The 16,024-nt window shown below is 51.2% G+C and carries 10 protein-coding genes; 7 read left to right on the top strand and 3 right to left on the bottom strand.

Annotated elements, in window-relative coordinates:
- Window positions 1-16: 16 nt before the first annotated feature.
- On the bottom strand, window positions 17-859 hold the full coding sequence (locus NDI45_RS02130; RefSeq protein WP_348246018.1) for a pre-peptidase C-terminal domain-containing protein: 843 nt from the start codon (window positions 857-859) through the stop codon (window positions 17-19).
- 446 nt (window positions 860-1,305) lie between these two features.
- On the opposite strand from NDI45_RS02130, the gene NDI45_RS02135 reads away from it, so the two are divergent.
- From NDI45_RS02135 to bchH, 4 genes are all read left to right on the top strand, one after another.
- Window positions 1,306-1,440 carry a hypothetical protein gene (locus NDI45_RS02135; protein ID WP_348246020.1) on the top strand — a complete coding sequence of 45 codons (135 nt, stop codon included), beginning with the start codon at window positions 1,306-1,308 and terminating at the stop codon, window positions 1,438-1,440.
- 9 nt (window positions 1,441-1,449) lie between these two features.
- Window positions 1,450-1,866 (top strand): secondary thiamine-phosphate synthase enzyme YjbQ, encoded by a 417-nt coding sequence (locus NDI45_RS02140; protein WP_348246022.1) that lies wholly within the window; start codon window positions 1,450-1,452, stop codon window positions 1,864-1,866.
- A 230-nt stretch (window positions 1,867-2,096) separates the two neighbouring features.
- Window positions 2,097-3,080, top strand: coding sequence for a porphobilinogen synthase (hemB, locus tag NDI45_RS02145; RefSeq protein WP_190793676.1), 984 nt, complete (start codon window positions 2,097-2,099; stop codon window positions 3,078-3,080).
- A gap of 291 nt (window positions 3,081-3,371) precedes the next feature.
- Window positions 3,372-7,172: a magnesium chelatase subunit H gene (bchH, locus tag NDI45_RS02150; RefSeq protein WP_348246024.1), complete on the top strand. Its 3,801-nt coding sequence runs from the start codon at window positions 3,372-3,374 to the stop codon at window positions 7,170-7,172.
- Window positions 7,173-7,231: 59 nt separating this feature from the next.
- Here the strand turns inward: bchH and NDI45_RS02155 are convergent, their stop codons facing one another.
- Window positions 7,232-7,960 (bottom strand): 4'-phosphopantetheinyl transferase superfamily protein, encoded by a 729-nt coding sequence (locus NDI45_RS02155; protein WP_348246026.1) that lies wholly within the window; start codon window positions 7,958-7,960, stop codon window positions 7,232-7,234.
- 56 nt (window positions 7,961-8,016) lie between these two features.
- Here NDI45_RS02155 and NDI45_RS02160 point away from each other — a divergent pair, with 56 nt between their 5' ends.
- Window positions 8,017-9,252, top strand: coding sequence for a glycosyltransferase (locus NDI45_RS02160; protein ID WP_190793679.1), 1,236 nt, complete (start codon window positions 8,017-8,019; stop codon window positions 9,250-9,252).
- An 87-nt stretch (window positions 9,253-9,339) separates the two neighbouring features.
- On the opposite strand, the gene treS is transcribed toward NDI45_RS02160, so the two are convergent.
- On the bottom strand, window positions 9,340-12,720 hold the full coding sequence (gene treS / locus NDI45_RS02165; RefSeq protein WP_190793680.1) for a maltose alpha-D-glucosyltransferase: 3,381 nt from the start codon (window positions 12,718-12,720) through the stop codon (window positions 9,340-9,342).
- A 973-nt stretch (window positions 12,721-13,693) separates the two neighbouring features.
- On the opposite strand from treS, the gene malQ reads away from it, so the two are divergent.
- Window positions 13,694-15,211, top strand: a complete 1,518-nt coding sequence (gene malQ / locus NDI45_RS02170) for a 4-alpha-glucanotransferase (protein ID WP_190793681.1) — start codon at window positions 13,694-13,696, stop codon at window positions 15,209-15,211.
- A 307-nt stretch (window positions 15,212-15,518) separates the two neighbouring features.
- Window positions 15,519-15,986 (top strand): hypothetical protein, encoded by a 468-nt coding sequence (locus tag NDI45_RS02175; RefSeq protein WP_190793682.1) that lies wholly within the window; start codon window positions 15,519-15,521, stop codon window positions 15,984-15,986.
- Window positions 15,987-16,024: the final 38 nt, after the last annotated feature.

The raw sequence follows: 16,024 nt of genomic DNA on the forward strand, positions 1-16,024 counted from the left end.
AGTCAGAGCAGGAACGCTAAATTGGAGTCACCGTCACTGTCGATCGCTCTACCAACAATTGATAGGGTTCGTTGCGTCCCTGTTCGCTCTGCACCCGCACATAGTACGTTCCCGAAGCCAGGGTGGGCGCAAACAGCGTGTCACTATCACCGCCTTCCACGTTACTAAACAAAAATCTGCCGCTCTCGGTCATTACCGTACGTCGCTGGCTGTCTAGAATCGAGAAGGCGATCGGGTCTGCGTTGAAATCTGAGCTACTGAGACGGGCAGAAATGCGGCTGGTGTTGTCTACGCTGAAGCGGTAAAAGTCAACGTCGCTGCCGCCCACCGTTCCCGATTCAGAGAAAAGATCGCCCGGTCGCAGCGTACCGAGATTGACCGACTGATCAAATCCCGGGGTCGGTGAGGAAGAGCCAGACTGGGATAAGTTCAGATCATAGTCTTCGTCCCGTCCGTTTTCGCTCTGAATGCGGAGAAAATAAGTTCCTTTTGCCAGTCCTCTCACGGAGATCGTCTGGCTCTCCCCTGCTTCAACGTTGGCAAACAGAAAGTTATCTTGGGCTTTCACCACTTTGCCCTGACGATTTAGCAGGCTAATGGCGATCGGTTCATCGCGATCGCTTTTGTTGTTGAGCGTCGCAAAGATTTTGCCCCGGCGATCGAGCTTAAATTTAAAGAAATCGAGATCGTCACCGCCTACGTCCCCGGAATAGTCGTAGCTTTTGCCGCGCTTGATGCTGCCAATATTTTCGGCATTCTTCAGGCTGTCGCCATAGTCAGATGAAAAGTTAAACAAGCGGGTGCGATTGGCAAATGGGTTGCCCTGATTAGCGGGACGAGACGAAGAGTTGAACAGCATGGGTCAACAGCCTCAAATGAGTGCAGAATCACAGTGATTCTGTAGGTTCCATCGTGTATTGACGGTGCTGTTTGTAGAAAGTTCCTGAGTTAAGACGACGGCTGGTTAAAATCGATCTTTCTGTCGAGTCTGGCAAATTGGCGAATTTAGCAAATATTTAAATTAAATCTCGCATAATAACGTCCCGATCGCCGACGTCCCTTTTTAAGGTTCTGAAGTTCGCAGTCATCTCGCTGAATTTGGGTCGTCTCCGAGCATTTACAGCTTGAAAAGCCATTGTGCGATCGAGCGAACGATGAAAGAAAAACGTTTGAGAATCGGTGATGCCAAAATGAATCAAAACTGTAAATTTTTAAAAAATCTCAACATACTAGCGCAAACGAGTTGAAGTGTATCGCTAGATAGTGTATCCCTAGATCAAAAACAAGCAAAAGGGACATGGCTTCATGACACTGCTGGATAAGACGCCAAGAATTAGTGAAGCCCACCAGAATATCGAAATGAAGCAAGATGAACAGCGGAAATTTTACAATAAGAATTTTACAATAAAGACAGGAACAGAAATAAAAACAGGCTCTTAACACCGCGCTATGGCTCACTATCAGCAAGCGATTACCATTCAGACCAACGGCAAATCTCTCCATAAAATCACCTCAAAAGTCGCGGCGATCGTTGCTGATGCGGGAATTCAAACCGGGCTTTGTACGCTGTTTCTTCGCCATACTTCTGCCAGTCTGATTATTCAGGAAAATGCTGATCCAGACGTGTTAAAAGATTTGTCTAACTTTCTGGCGAAACTGGTGCCCGACGGGTACAACTACATTCACAGCACCGAAGGACCGGATGATATGCCTGCCCATATTCGCACCGTCCTGACTCACACTTCAGAGCAAATTCCGATCGCAAACGGTCGTCTTGTACTGGGAACCTGGCAGGGTATTTATGTGTGGGAGCATCGAGATCACAGCCACCGCAGGGAACTGGTTGTTCATATCTCAGGAGATTAGGCAGGGATTTTTCGTTTTGCCCAGTCCTTTTGCCCCAATCGTTTTGCCCTAGTGCTCTCGCTGCTGAGAACGATCGCTGGAACGATTACGTTTCAGTTTGTGAAGCTCAGGTCGCAGTAAGCGCATTTGATCAAGCGTATCTTTACGGTTTGTAACTCCCGTAGAGGTAAGGGGGGCGTTCAGGTTCTAAACTTTTAAGAATCAGCAAGCAGACTTCTTTTAGTAAATCTATGTTTCCGACCCATCGCCCCCGTCGCCTTCGTAGCCATCCGCAGCTCCGCCGCATGGTGCAGGAAAACGTTTTGACGACCAGCGATCTGATTTATCCGCTTTTTGCGGTTCCGGGTGAGTCGATTGCTAACGAGGTGCGATCGATGCCGGGCGTTTATCAGCTTTCGGTTGACAAAATTGTCGAAGAAGCAAAAGAAGTTTACGACCTGGGAATTCCCGCGATTATTCTGTTTGGCATTCCCGCCGACAAAGACACCGATGCCACCGACGCATGGCATGAGTGCGGCATTGTTCAACGCGCAACCACTGCGGTAAAGGAAGCCGTCCCTGATCTGATCGTCATCAACGACACTTGCCTGTGTGAATATACCTCCCACGGTCACTGCGGCTATTTGCAAGTGGGCGACCTGACCGGGCGCGTGCTGAATGATCCCACGCTAGAACTGCTGAAAAAAACGGCTGTGGCGCAGGCAAAAGCAGGAGCTGATATTATCGCGCCCTCCGGGATGATGGATGGCTTTGTGCAGGCAATTCGATCGGGTCTGGATGAAGCAGGCTATCAGGATATTCCGATCATGTCCTACGCTGCAAAATATGCTTCGGCATACTATGGTCCGTTCCGCGATGCAGCAGAGTCTACTCCACAGTTTGGCGATCGTCGCACCTATCAGATGGACCCGGCAAATGGCAAGGAGGCCCTGAAGGAAATCGAACTCGACATTGCCGAAGGTGCAGATATGCTTATGGTGAAGCCTGCTCTGGCGTATATGGACATTATCTGGCGCGTGAAGCAGGCAACCAATCTGCCTGTCGCTGCCTACAATGTCTCTGGCGAGTATGCAATGGTGAAAGCGGCGGCGCTAAACGGCTGGGTCGATGAACAGCGCGTCGTGATGGAAACGCTAACTGGCTTCAAGCGATCGGGCGCAGACCTGATTCTCACCTACCACGCGAAGGATGCAGCTCGCTGGCTCAACGGCTAGTCGCTCAACTCATTCGCCCCCTTGCAGAGATTCGTTACTTTGTAGATTCCTAAACAGCCCCTTCCCAGCCCGGTGAGGGGTTATTTTTCATCACCTGTTTGTTGAGGGCGTGGTTTTGTCAACATCCTTACTAAGGCGACACTAAGGCGACAGAGAGAAGCAACAGAGAGAAGCAACAGAGAGAAGCAACAGAGAGATAGGTCAGGCCGCGATCGTGACTTCTCAAACATCCCTTTAGAATTAAAGGCAGGGCGATTCTGCTATGGCACTGAGTAGGGCACGAAGCGAGACATGAAACGAATTGTTCTAATTGCGGGGTTTGAATCTTTTAACGCTGATTTATACCGTCAGGCAGCACAGCAGGCGCAGTCTCGCTGTTCCGATCTGGAGATTCAGGTCTTTAGCGATCGAGATCTCACGTCTCAGGCAGCGCAAGTCGAACAGGCATTACAAAGCGCAGATGTCTTTTTTGGCAGTTTGCTGTTTGATTATGATCAGGTCTTGTGGCTACGCGATCGAATTGCATCCATTCCGATTCGGCTCGTGTTTGAGTCTGCGCTGGAGCTGATGAGCCTGACGCAAATCGGCAAATTCAGCATTGGCGACAAACCGAAGGGAATGCCAAAACCTGTACAGTTTATCCTCAGCAAATTTGGCGGCACGCAGCGCGAAGAAGATAAACTTGCCGGATATCTCAGCTTTTTAAAGGTGGGACCGAAACTGCTCAAGTATGTACCAATCGGCAAAGTGCAGGATCTTCGCAACTGGCTAATTATCTACGGCTATTGGAATGCCGGTGGTTCTGGGAACGTTGCGGCTCTGTTCTGGTTTCTGGCGGAGCGATATCTGGGGCTTTCGGTGGGAGAAATTCCAGAAACCATTGAAACGCCGAATATGGGTTTGCTTCACCCGGATTATTCAGGCTATTTTGCATCACCGCAGGCGTATCTAAACTGGTACTTTCAGGATAATTTAGGGCGATCGAGTTCGGTTCAACCAGGAATTCACCCAGAGGTTCACAAAAATATTCATTCAGAGATTCCTGAAAATATTTGCGCTGGTTCTCCGATCGTTGCCATTTTGCTTTATCGCAAGCACGTTATTACAAAGCAGCCCTATATTCCCCAGTTGATTCGGCACTTTGAAGCGGCCGGTTTAATTCCCTTACCGATTTTTATCAACGGGGTCGAGGGCCATGTGGCAGTGCGGGATTGGCTCACGACCGATGATGAGCAACGGCAACAACAGCAGGGAAATCGGGAAATTCTATCGCTGATGCCAGAAGCCGCCAGAATTGACGCGATCGTTTCAACCATTGGATTTCCGCTGGTAGGAGGTCCGGCAGGCTCGATGGAGGCGGGTCGGCAGGTAGAGGTGGCAAAGCGAATTCTCAGCGCGAAGAACGTGCCTTATTTTGTCGCGGCTCCCTTGCTGATTCAGGATATTCATTCCTGGACAAGGCAGGGAATTGGCGGTTTGCAGAGTGTGGTATTGTACGCGCTGCCAGAGCTGGATGGAGCGATCGATACCGTGCCCTTGGGCGGATTGGTGGGGGATGAAATTTATCTAATTCCAGAGCGAGTTAAGCGGCTCACCGGACGGGTCAAAAACTGGATCGCGCTGCGACAAAAAACCGCCGCAGAACGCAAGATTGCCATTATTCTCTACGGCTTTCCGCCCGGATACGGCGCAGCGGGAACGGCAGCCCTGCTGAATGTGCCAAAGTCGCTGATCAAGCTGCTGCAGGCCCTGAAAACCGAAGGCTACTGGCTTGGTGACAGCCGATTGCCCGAAGACGGAGAGGAATTAATTCGCCAGGTCAAACAGGCCGATGAAGCGTTTGCCTCTGAGCAGGAGGATACAGTTCAAGTTAATGCCAGAACGCTGGAAAAATGGCTCGGCTATCTGTTCACAAGCCGGATTGAAAAACAGTGGCAGTCTTTAATCGCAAGTGGCATTAAAACAAGCGGCGATCGCTTTCAGATTGGCGGCATTCAGTTAGGAAATCTGTGGATTGGCGTGCAGCCTCCCTTAGGATTGCAGGGTGATCCAATGCGGCTGATGTTTGAGCGAGATCTTACGCCTCATCCTCAATATGCTGCCTATTATAAATGGCTCCAAAATGAGTTTAGGGCAGATGCGATCGTTCATTTTGGAATGCACGGCACGGTCGAATGGCTTCCTGGTTCTCCGCTGGGCAATACAGGCTATTCCTGGTCGGATATTTTGTTAGGAAATCTGCCAAATCTCTATCTTTATGCTGCGAATAATCCTTCAGAGTCGATTCTGGCAAAGCGGCGTGGCTATGGAGTTTTAGTGTCTTACAACGTGCCACCCTATGGTCGAGCCGGACTGTATAAGGAGCTGGTTGCGCTGCGAGATTTCATTGCAGAGTATCGCGAAGATCCAGAAAAGAATTATCTGCTGAAGGAGGCAATCTGCAAGAAGATTCTGGATTCAGGGTTGGATACAGATTGTCCTTTTACAGAAGCCAAGCGATCGGGAATTGAATTCACGCCAGAAAATATTCGGCTGTTTAGCAATCATGCGTTTGATGATTACCTGATTCGGCTTTATGAATATTTGCAGGTGTTAGAAAATCGGCTCTTTTCTTCTGGTCTACACATCTTGGGGGAAACTCCTGGTGCTGAAGAATTGCAAAGCTATCTCCAAGCTTATTTTGGCGATCGACTACCCGATGAGATCATTCATGCCGTTTGCACAGATTCACTTAACCCAACTCAAGCTCAATTGACTGATTCTGAAATTCAAATCGCTCTCCAGATCAAAACTCTGCTGAGCCAAACCACCGACGAACTCACAAATCTGCTGCGCGGACTCAACGGCGAATACATTCCTCCGGCTCCGGGCGGTGATTTGCTGCGAGATGGAATCGGCGTTTTGCCCACCGGACGCAACATTCATGCGCTTGATCCCTACCGGATGCCCTCAGCCGCCGCCTACGAGCGGGGACGAAAAATCGCCCAAACGCTCATCGCTCAGCATTTGCAAGAGCACGGCACTTACCCTGAAACGATCGCCGTCATGCTCTGGGGATTGGACGCAATCAAAACAAAAGGAGAATCGATCGGCATTCTTCTCGAACTGGTAGGGGCGGAGCCTGTGAAAGAAGGAACCGGGCGGGTTGTGCGCTATGAGCTAAAGCCGCTTTCAGAACTGAACCATCCCCGAATCGATGTGCTGGGAAACCTCTCTGGGATCTTTCGCGATAGCTTTGTGAATGTGATTGAGCTATTAGACGATCTGTTCCTCAGAGCATCCACGATCGAGGAACCGATCGACCAAAATTTTATTCGTAAACACGCTCTTGCTCTGCAAGCCAAGGGCATCGATAACGCATCTGCAAGACTGTTCTCAAACCCTTCCGGTGATTTTGGTTCACTTGTGAACGATCGCATTACAGATTCTAACTGGGAATCGGGCGATGAATTGGGGCAAACCTGGACAGGGCGCAATACCTTTAGCTACGGACGCCAAGACAAAGGGCAGGCTCGTCCAGAAATTCTGGAAACGCTGCTGAAAACCACCGATCGCATTGTGCAGCAGATTGACTCAATCGAGTATGGCTTGACCGACATTCAGGAATACTACGCGAACACGGGCGGACTAAAAAAAGCGGCTGAGATGCAGGGCGATCGAAACGTGACCACCAGCTTTGTGGAAAGTTTCTCGAACGACACCACCCCCCGAAAGCTGGAAGACTTGCTGCGAATGGAATATCGCACGAAACTGCTCAATCCCAAATGGGCAGAAGCAATGATCGCTCAGGGTTCGGGCGGGGCGTATGAAATTTCTCAGCGCATGACAGCTTTGATAGGCTGGGCAGGAACCACTGACTTTCAGGAAACCTGGGTCTACGATCAGGCAGCCGCAACCTACGCGCTCGATGCTCAAATGGTAGAACGGCTGCGGCAGGCAAATCCAGAAGCGTTTCGCAACATCGTCGGACGAATGCTAGAGGCACAGGGACGCGGATTCTGGCAACCCGACCCCGAAACTCTGGCACACCTGCGGCAGCTTTACCAGCAAACCGACGAAGAGTTAGAAGGCGTAGTGACTCAATCGTCGTGACTCAATCCATGACCTGACTTCAGCAGATCGATTAGACTTACATTGAATTACGTGTAAACTTACAGCTGCCAGAAACCAATCTGCAAAGATTTTTGCGGCACGACGATCGCCCCGACATACCCCGCAGCAGGCACAAATTGATGCAGCTTCCATTGTTTGACCGAATGGCCGGCAGGAAGTCCCAGCAGTTCGGCAGGTTGACCGGGTAACAGGGTGATTGCCACCTGATCCAACGGCAACGATAAACCGCTCCCGATCGCCTTCAAAAATGCTTCTTTCCCCGTCCAGGCACGAAAAAAAGCAAGCGGCTGCTGGTTGACCGGAAGCGACTGAAAAGCCTGCCGTTCTTCGGGCGAGAAATAGCGGCTGACAATTTGTTCAATCTGCTGCACCGGACGCAACTGCTCGATATCAATGCCGATCGGGTCATGCTGGGTCACGGCATAAAGCACTCGATCGCCCGAATGCGCCAAATTAAATGACAGCAGATTAGATCCGATGAGAGTGGGTTTGCCGTATTTTCCATATTCAAAGCTGAGGGTGCTCGGATCGCACTGAAGGTACTGGCTCAAAAGGTTTCGCAGGATGCCGCGAGCGAGAATAAACTTTCTGCGATCGCGCTCAAATCGAAATTGGGCGGCACGGTGCTGTTCGTCTGCACTCAGCAAGGGAGCCAGCTTTTCCACTTCGGCATCCAAGCAAGTCAAATCCGCCTGCCAAATGTGAACCTCCCGATCGGAAAGCTGCGGATTAGAAGGCGGCACTGTCCAGGAACAAACTTCAAGCATGAATCACCGTGATATTCTGAACGAGGCTCTGACCCAGTTAGCTGACCCGATTCTAGATGAAAATTGCAATTATCACGTCTGGATTTTTGCCTGTGGTCGATGGCGTAACGGTAACGGTTTGGCAGAGGCTGCAAAAACTGAGCCGGGATAGACATCAAGTGCTGGTGCTGTGTCCCGACTATCAGCCGATCGCCACCCTATATCCCCACTGGCAGCAGTATGTGGGCAACATTCTACCGGGGGTGAAAATTGTGCCGCTCCAGAGTGAGCCGTTTCTCGATTTGCAGTTTGAGCGCAATATAAGCGGCAAGGCATATCCGGCACTGATGCGAGAACTAGAAGCGTTTCAGCCAGAAATCATTCACGTGGACGAACCCGATCGCCTGCATCTCAGTATGCAAAAAGTGGTTGGCGTTGCGTATGCAAAGCAGCACCAGATTCCCTGCGTTAGCTTCTTTCATACCAATCTGATTGAATACATCGAAGATTATTTGCCGCTTCCAAAATTCATCATCGCGATACTTCAGCGGATTTCGCGTCGGATTGTGCGGGGCATCTACAATTCCTATACTGCAACGTTAGTCAGCAGTGAAGATGCAGGTCGAAAACTGATTCAAATGGGCATCAAAAATATTGTTCGAGGTGAGTTTCTCGGAATTGATCTCTCCCAATATCGTCCTGAACTGAAACACGATCGCTTCTTTGCCGAAAAATATCATCTGCCCTCGGTCGATCGCAAAACCAAGCTCACTTTTTTAGGTCGCCTCACGCCGGACAAAGGCTGGAAATTTACGCTCAAGGCATTTGAAACGCTTGCTCCATCACTTGATCGAAGCTCGATCGCCCTGCTGATTGCCGGAGACGGACCCATGGAAGTTGAAATCCGCGATCGCCTCCGAGCGATTTTGCCCGAAGTGCATTTACTGGGACGCATTTCCCCAGAAGATGTCCCTGCTCTGCTGATCAACAGTGATCTGCACATTACCGCATCCCAGAAGGAAACCAAGGGTCTCACCGTTCTGGAAGCCGCCGCCGCAGGAATTCCAGTCCTTGCCCCTCGTGCCGGAGGCATTATCGAAAGCATTCAGCCCGGCACAACAGGCGAGCTTTTTGAACCCGATAATATCAACGATTTCAGCCAAAAACTCAAAACGCTGATCGATCGCCCTTCACTGCGTCAACAAATGGGAGAACAGGCTCGAACATTTGCAGCAGAACACTCCTGGGAACAGGCGATCGATCGATTGGTGAACGTTTGGGAAGAAAAGGCGGGAGAGGGAAGAAGGAGATAAAGGAATGAAGAAGGAAGAAAGGAGCAGAAGAGCCTTTGCTGTTTACCGTTCCCCACCTTTCCATCACCTTATTTCCCATCCACCCACCTACTCCTGCGGCAAGCGCATCAGCTCCAAAACGCGCCGCATCGGAATATCTACCCAGTCGAGGCGATTGCTCAGCTCATAGCCAAGTTCGTACACCGATTTTTCGAGCAGATAGGCATCGAGCAAAATCTGCATTTCTGAGTAGGTTCGCGGCAGGAAAGGCGCGTGATCAGTTCTTGCCAAATAGGACTTGAGGAACGTTACACTCGTCCAGGCGCAGAAGAAACGAGTCCATTCCTGCATTGCAGGCAGCGTTTCGTTGCGGATCAGTCCGGTTTCGATTTCGCGTCGCAGCGCAATTTGGGACGCATAGTAGAACGATTGCAGCATTCCGGCGATGTCGCGCAGGGGCGATCGTTTCATGCGGCGTTCGGTGAGGGGTCGGGTGGGTTCGCCCTCAAAGTCCACAATCACAAAATCTTTGCCTGTGTACAGCACCTCTTCCAGGTGATAGTTGCCGTGACAGCGCATCCGCATGGTCGCAATCGGCTGATCGATCACCGATCGGAATCGCCCTAAAAGCTGCTCCCGGTAGTTGAGAATGAACTGGGCCTGACGCTGCAAGTCTTCGGGCAACTGTCCGACGTACTTTTTCAGCTCTAGCAACACCTGTCCCGCCTGGTTTCTCATGTACTGGTAGATCGATCGCTGGTAAAACGCCGTGAAGTCTTCGGGTACAAAGCCGGAATAATCTGGCTCGGATGCGAGGGCAAGGTGCATTTCGGCGGTGCGTCGTCCCAGCAGTTCCGCTGCCAGCAGATAGCCGCTCATGGTTTTATGAGCCAGGTCGGGCACGTCTTGTTCGAGAGCCTCTTCGATCGACTCTGCTGGGAAAGTTAGCGTAATCTGTTCCAGCGGCAGCGTCAGAATGTTATCAAACCAGTCGCGCATCGAGTCGAGCGTGTAGCTCCAGGCATCTCGCGCTTCGGGAATCATTTTGAGCAGCAAGCCAATCGTCATGGGTTCAGCCCCTTTGCGCCGATATTCCAGCCAGCCTGCCACCGGAGCAAAGTTATCCGGGTTGGGCAGCCCGACCGATGCCGAACTGCGGGTAAGAAACTGCCCGATCTCCAGATCTGGGTTAATGCACTGATCCGTTTTGCGATACAGCTTCAAGATAAACCGATCGCCGTAAGACACGATCGCATTGCTTCGTTCGCCGCGCATCAGATGCGGTTCTAGATTCGAGTTCATGCCCGGATGGGTGGGAGTAGCGGCAATCTGAGCAAAGGCTTCTGCCTGCACCGCAACGATATCACCTGCACTACCGCGAAACTGCAATTTATGAGTAATTGCCGCCAGCGGAATCGAGAGAAAGTCGCGCTGGTGCATCGCGTCATACAGCACACCAGAACTAGTTTTGCCTTCCAGATAAACGATTGCCTGCCCTGGTTCATTGCCTACCCCATAGGCGACCGGCAACACGCAGATTTCGGACATTCCCTCGGTGTAGTCGATCCGCGTCAGCAGCAAATAGTAAGGTGACGGAGCAACGGGCGGATAGGGCGAGTCCGACAGTTCCAGGGGCGGCTCGATCGGCACAGCATCCACCACCGTCGCATTTTGAATTAGCCGCGCTTTGTTGCCAAACCAGTGACAGCTTCGCAGATAGGCAGGCAGAGCAGTTTCCAGAGATTTTCTGGCTTCGGCTTTCAGGAAAACATCGCGCCAGTCGCCATTCACGGCGATCGTGGTCGGCTGCTTCATGGGCTGAATCGAAGCCTGACCCTGCGGCACCTGAATCGTGAACCAGAAGAAAGCGTGGGGACCCAAACTGAGGAAATAGGGCTTGTCGTTGATCGCTGGAAACTCATTGCGCCCAAAGATTTCGACCGGAACCATGCCCTTAAAGGCAGACAGATCGAGTTCCACGGTTTGCACAAAGCGCGACAGGTTTGCCACCACCAGAATGTGCTCATCGTGATAGGTGCGCGTAAACGCCAGCACTTTGCGGTTTTCAGGATAGAGCAGTTCAAAGGTTCCCCGCCCAAAGGCACGGTAACGGCTGCGAATTGCCAGAAGCCGCTTCGTCCACCACCAGAGCGAGTTCGGGTTTGCCCGCTGTGCCTCGACGTTCACCGTTTCGTAGTGATATTCCGGGTCAACAATTACAGGCAGATACAGCTTTTGTGGATTGGTACGGCTAAATCCGGCATTGCGATCGCCGCTCCACTGCATTGGAGTTCGCACCCCGTTGCGATCGCCCAGATAAATGTTATCGCCCATGCCGATCTCGTCGCCGTAGTACAACACAGGCGTACCCGGCAGTGCCATCAGCAAACAGTTCATCAGCTCAATCCGCCGTCGGTTATTGCCCAGCAGCGGAGCCAGCCGCCGCCGAATTCCTAAGTTGATCCGCGCCTGCGGGTCTTGAGCATAAACGCGATACATATAGTCACGGTCTTCGTCGCTCACCATTTCCAGCGTGAGTTCGTCGTGGTTTCGCAGGAAGAGCGCCCACTGACAGTTATCGGGAATTTGCGGCGTTTGCTGAAGAATGTCGATAATCGGGAAGCTGTCTTCCATTTGCAGCGACATAAACAAGCGCGGCATCAGCGGAAAATGGAAGTTCATGTGGCACTCGTCGCCCCGCCCATAATATTCCGCCGCATCTTCGGGCCACTGGTTTGCCTCTGCCAGCAGCATTCGATTGGGATAATTTTCGTCTACATATTTCCGCAGCCGCTTCAGAAATTCGTGGGTTTCGGGCAGATTTTCGCAAATTGTGCCTTCCCGCTCGTACAGATAGGGAATTGCATCAAGGCGCATGCCATCCACGCCCATGCTCAGCCAGAAGTCCGCCACATCGAAGAGGGCGCGTTGCAGTTCTGGATGCTCAAAGTTAAGGTCGGGCTGATGCGAATAAAAGCGATGCCAGTAGTAGGACTGAGCCACCGGGTCCCATGTCCAGTTCGAGGTTTCAAAGTCTTTGAAGATAATCCGCACCCCTTTGTATTTCTGGGGATTGTCGCTCCAGACATAGAAATCGCGCTCCGGGCTGCCGGGAGGTGCTTTGCGGGCACGCTGAAACCAAGGATGCTGATCGGAAGTGTGGTTAATAATTAGCTCGATAATTACGCGAATGCCGCGCTGGTGAGCCGCATCCAGAAATGCCTGAAAATCTTCCAGGTTGCCGTAGATCGAGTTAACACTGGTGTAGTCGGAAATGTCGTAGCCATCGTCGCGCAGGGGAGACGGAAAAAACGGCAGAATCCAAATGGCAGTTACTCCCAGATCCTGAATGTAATCCAGCTTCTCAGTTAAGCCGCGAAAATCGCCGATGCCGTCTGCGTCACTGTCACCAAAGGCACGCACGGGCACTTCGTAAATGATTGCGTCTTTAAACCAAAGGGGATCGTCGTTGAGTGGTGTCTTCTGCATAGTATGTTTCCCTAAAAACCGATCGGCTGTTCGCTGGATTCTGTCGCAAGTCCTTGGCAATCTGGTTGTGCAGCAGTTGTGCAGCCAGATCATCTGAGCAAAATGGATTGACCGTTTTTCACCTTCTCGATCGATTGTGCCAATTGCAAGCCAACTCTCTGTCTTACTGAAGGCAGAGAGCCAACCAATCAAGCGGAAATCGTAAGTCTAGAGCAGGTGGGTGACCTGGAGACGGTGGCTGAGCGGGTAGATGCGATACATTTCCGGGGTTGCGACCCTGATGGAGTGTTAATCAGACTTTTCATTCAAGCGTAGTTCACTAGCTCAAGTTGTGGTAGCCATCACTGACAATCTCAAGAAAATGACCAGAGCGGCGATCGATCGCTTGAGCCAATTCGCGATTGAAGCGATGATCTCGACTCTCCAGAAAAGAGCCGCAGATCTGATAAAAGTATTTTGTGAAATACTCTGCTTGAAATACCCTGAATCGGAAGTTTGCAGGATGTTTGAAAAATCCTAACAGTGATCCGCCTCCCTAGCCCCCGAATTCTAGGGGAACCTCTCTTCCTCTAGGTTTCAAAGTCCCCAGCGGCGGGGGCAAAAAGGGAAATAGCAGAGTCAATGTCAAACCTCAGAGACTTCTCAAATACCCGCTTAAAAGGCTGTTGCTTAACCGCGCTTTCTGGATGCGCCCATTCTAAAAATGAAAAATTCAATCCTCCTAGAGGAGGACGCCGATTTCACCGGAACTTTGCAAAGCCTTTCCGTAATATCTCGATATTCTTACAATTTTTGCCTTTACACCCGGTAAATTCACTGGTTAGGTTGGTATTTTGCCCTGGAAGAGATGCGATCGCCCTTCTGAATTCGATCGCAAATCCACTGCAAATCAACTCAGGTAAGAGGAAATTTTCGGCTCCAAACTCTACAATCTTTTGCATTCATTAATATCAGTCGCTAGCAGGAAAAAACCGTGACCTTTCAACGCGCCAGTGGCATTCTACTTCATCCCACCTGCCTTCCCGGACGATTTGGCATTGGGGATTTAGGACGATCGGCTTATGAGTTTATCGATTTTCTGGAGCGCAGCGGACAAAAGCTATGGCAGGTGTTGCCGCTGGGACCCACCGGAGACGAGCATTCGCCTTACATTATGAATTTCAGTGCCTTTGCCGGAAATCCGCTGATGATCAGCCTCGAAACCCTGGCAGAAGAAGGCTTACTGGAGGCTGACCAGCTTCAGCCGCTCCCTGAATCAGGCGAACCGGGCTATAGCCGCGTGGATTTCGATCGCGTAATTCCGGTTAAGTACGGCTACCTGAAGCAGGCATTCGATCGCTTTGCCCAAAAACTCAACAAAGAACCGAATCCCGAATACGAGCAGTTTTGCCGGGAGCAAGCCTGGTGGCTAGATGACTTTGTGCTGTTTATGGCATTGCTGGAAGAAAACGGCGGCAAGCCCTGGAGCCAGTGGGAGCGATCGATCGCCCGTCGCGAACCCAATGCCCTCGAAGCCAAACGGCAAGAACTAAAGGACAGCATTGCCTTTCAAAAATTCATGCAGTTCCAGTTCTTTGAGCAGTGGCGCAAACTGCGGGCGTATGCCAACGGCAAAGGCATTCAAATTGTGGGCGACGTGTCAATCTATGTTTGCCACAACAGCTCGGATGTCTGGTCTAGCCCCGAAACCTTTAAGCTCGATCCACAAACGCTAGAGTCTGCCTATATTGCCGGAGTGCCACCGGACTACTTCAGCGCAACGGGTCAGCTCTGGGGCAACCCGGTTTACGACTGGAATCAGATCGAAAGCACCAATTTTGCCTGGTGGATTGCGCGGTTTAAGGCAACACTGCTTTATGTCGATATTGTCCGCATCGATCACTTCCGGGGCTTCGAGGCATACTGGGAAGTTCCTGCCGGAGAAACTACGGCGATTAATGGCAAATGGGTCAAAGGCCCAGACGCAAAATTCTTTGAGGCGCTGAAGGCGGCAGTCGGTTCTCTACCGGTGATGGCAGAAGATCTGGGCATCATTACCCCCGAAGTAGAGGAACTGCGCGATCGCTTCGACTTCCCCGGAATGCGAATTCTTCAGTTCGCCTTTGGCGGCGGTTCTGATAACGCCTATCTGCCCCATCACTATATCCCCAACTGCGTCGTTTATCCTGGCACGCACGACAACGATACGACGATCGGCTGGTGGCAAAAAGCCGGCGATCACGAAAAGCAGTTTGTCACAAAATACTGGGGCTACGCGACACCAGAAGACATTCAGGAAATCAACTGGCTATTTATCTCAGCGGCTCTGTTCTCGGTCGCAGATCTAGCAATCCTGCCGCTTCAGGACGTGCTGGGACTGGACAACCGCGCCCGCATGAACGATCCCAGCACCAATGCCGGACAGTGGCGATGGCGATACACGGACTCGGGCTTGCTGACCCAGGAGATTAGCGATCGGCTGCGTCAGATGACGGAGATTTATAGCCGTTGAAGCATTCCGGTTTGCTGAGTTAACCACCTGCCGAACTGCCCCCTGCGGGTTAATTCTGGGAGGAACCGAGCGTTAAATTATCAGTTTCCTCAAGAATCATCCTTGCTTTCAAAGTCCCCCCATTAGGGGGGAATTAGGGGGGCAATGTAGAACCTATCCTATGCCTCAAGCACACTCCCACCCCAATCGCCCATTTAACCTTCTAAGGCACTTTTTAGACGTGTTAAGTTTTTCAACCCGATCGAATCACTCAAAATGGCAGCGGGAAGAATAAATTTGTGATTCTACCTGGTCTGGAGAACATTTGATGTTTGATGTACTGGATCGCATTGCTGAAATTGATGGTCGCTACGCTACAGATCAAGAGCTAGTCGAACTGGAACAGCTTTCCCAGATGACAATCGATCGCTTTCAGCTCTATAGCAAGCTCGCACAAGCAGAAGAGCGAATTCTCAACGAGCTTTATCAGCGCGTTTCTGCTTCCCATCCCCAAATTTTTCAGATGGAGGGCAGAGATGTTTCGGTGCAGTGTCGGCACGATGTCCGCTACACCTTTCATCATGCAGTGCAATCAATGCTGCTGGGTGAAGCCTGGCTTCAGGAAGATTTACTGATCTGGTTCCAGACTATTACTCGATCACGCAAAATTCAGCCCAGATGCGAGGTTGTGTACTCAGCACTGGAGAACCTGCTGCGATCGGCTCTGCCGCCCAAAGAGAGCCAGTTAATTTGCCCAATCATCCGGAAGATCAAAGAAACGCTAATCCAGCCCTGAGGCGCAACTTTACCGCTGCTCGAAACTATTGCTTGACA

Origin of the sequence: Leptolyngbya sp. GB1-A1, assembly GCF_039962475.1 — a bacterium.
Lineage (GTDB): Bacteria > Cyanobacteriota > Cyanobacteriia > Elainellales > Elainellaceae > Leptolyngbya_A.

Excerpts from the sequence above, each read along its gene's own strand:
- NDI45_RS02160 (WP_190793679.1), top strand. The coding sequence starts at position 8,017 with ATGAAAATTGCAATTATCACGTCTGGATTTTTGCCTGTGGTCGATGGC.
- NDI45_RS02135 (WP_348246020.1), top strand. The coding sequence starts at position 1,306 with ATGACACTGCTGGATAAGACGCCAAGAATTAGTGAAGCCCACCAGAAT.
- hemB (WP_190793676.1), top strand. The coding sequence starts at position 2,097 with ATGTTTCCGACCCATCGCCCCCGTCGCCTTCGTAGCCATCCGCAGCTC.
- NDI45_RS02155 (WP_348246026.1), bottom strand. The coding sequence starts at position 7,960 with ATGCTTGAAGTTTGTTCCTGGACAGTGCCGCCTTCTAATCCGCAGCTT.
- NDI45_RS02175 (WP_190793682.1), top strand. The coding sequence starts at position 15,519 with ATGTTTGATGTACTGGATCGCATTGCTGAAATTGATGGTCGCTACGCT.
- bchH (WP_348246024.1), top strand. The coding sequence starts at position 3,372 with ATGAAACGAATTGTTCTAATTGCGGGGTTTGAATCTTTTAACGCTGAT.
- NDI45_RS02140 (WP_348246022.1), top strand. The coding sequence starts at position 1,450 with ATGGCTCACTATCAGCAAGCGATTACCATTCAGACCAACGGCAAATCT.
- NDI45_RS02130 (WP_348246018.1), bottom strand. The coding sequence starts at position 859 with ATGCTGTTCAACTCTTCGTCTCGTCCCGCTAATCAGGGCAACCCATTT.
- treS (WP_190793680.1), bottom strand. The coding sequence starts at position 12,720 with ATGCAGAAGACACCACTCAACGACGATCCCCTTTGGTTTAAAGACGCA.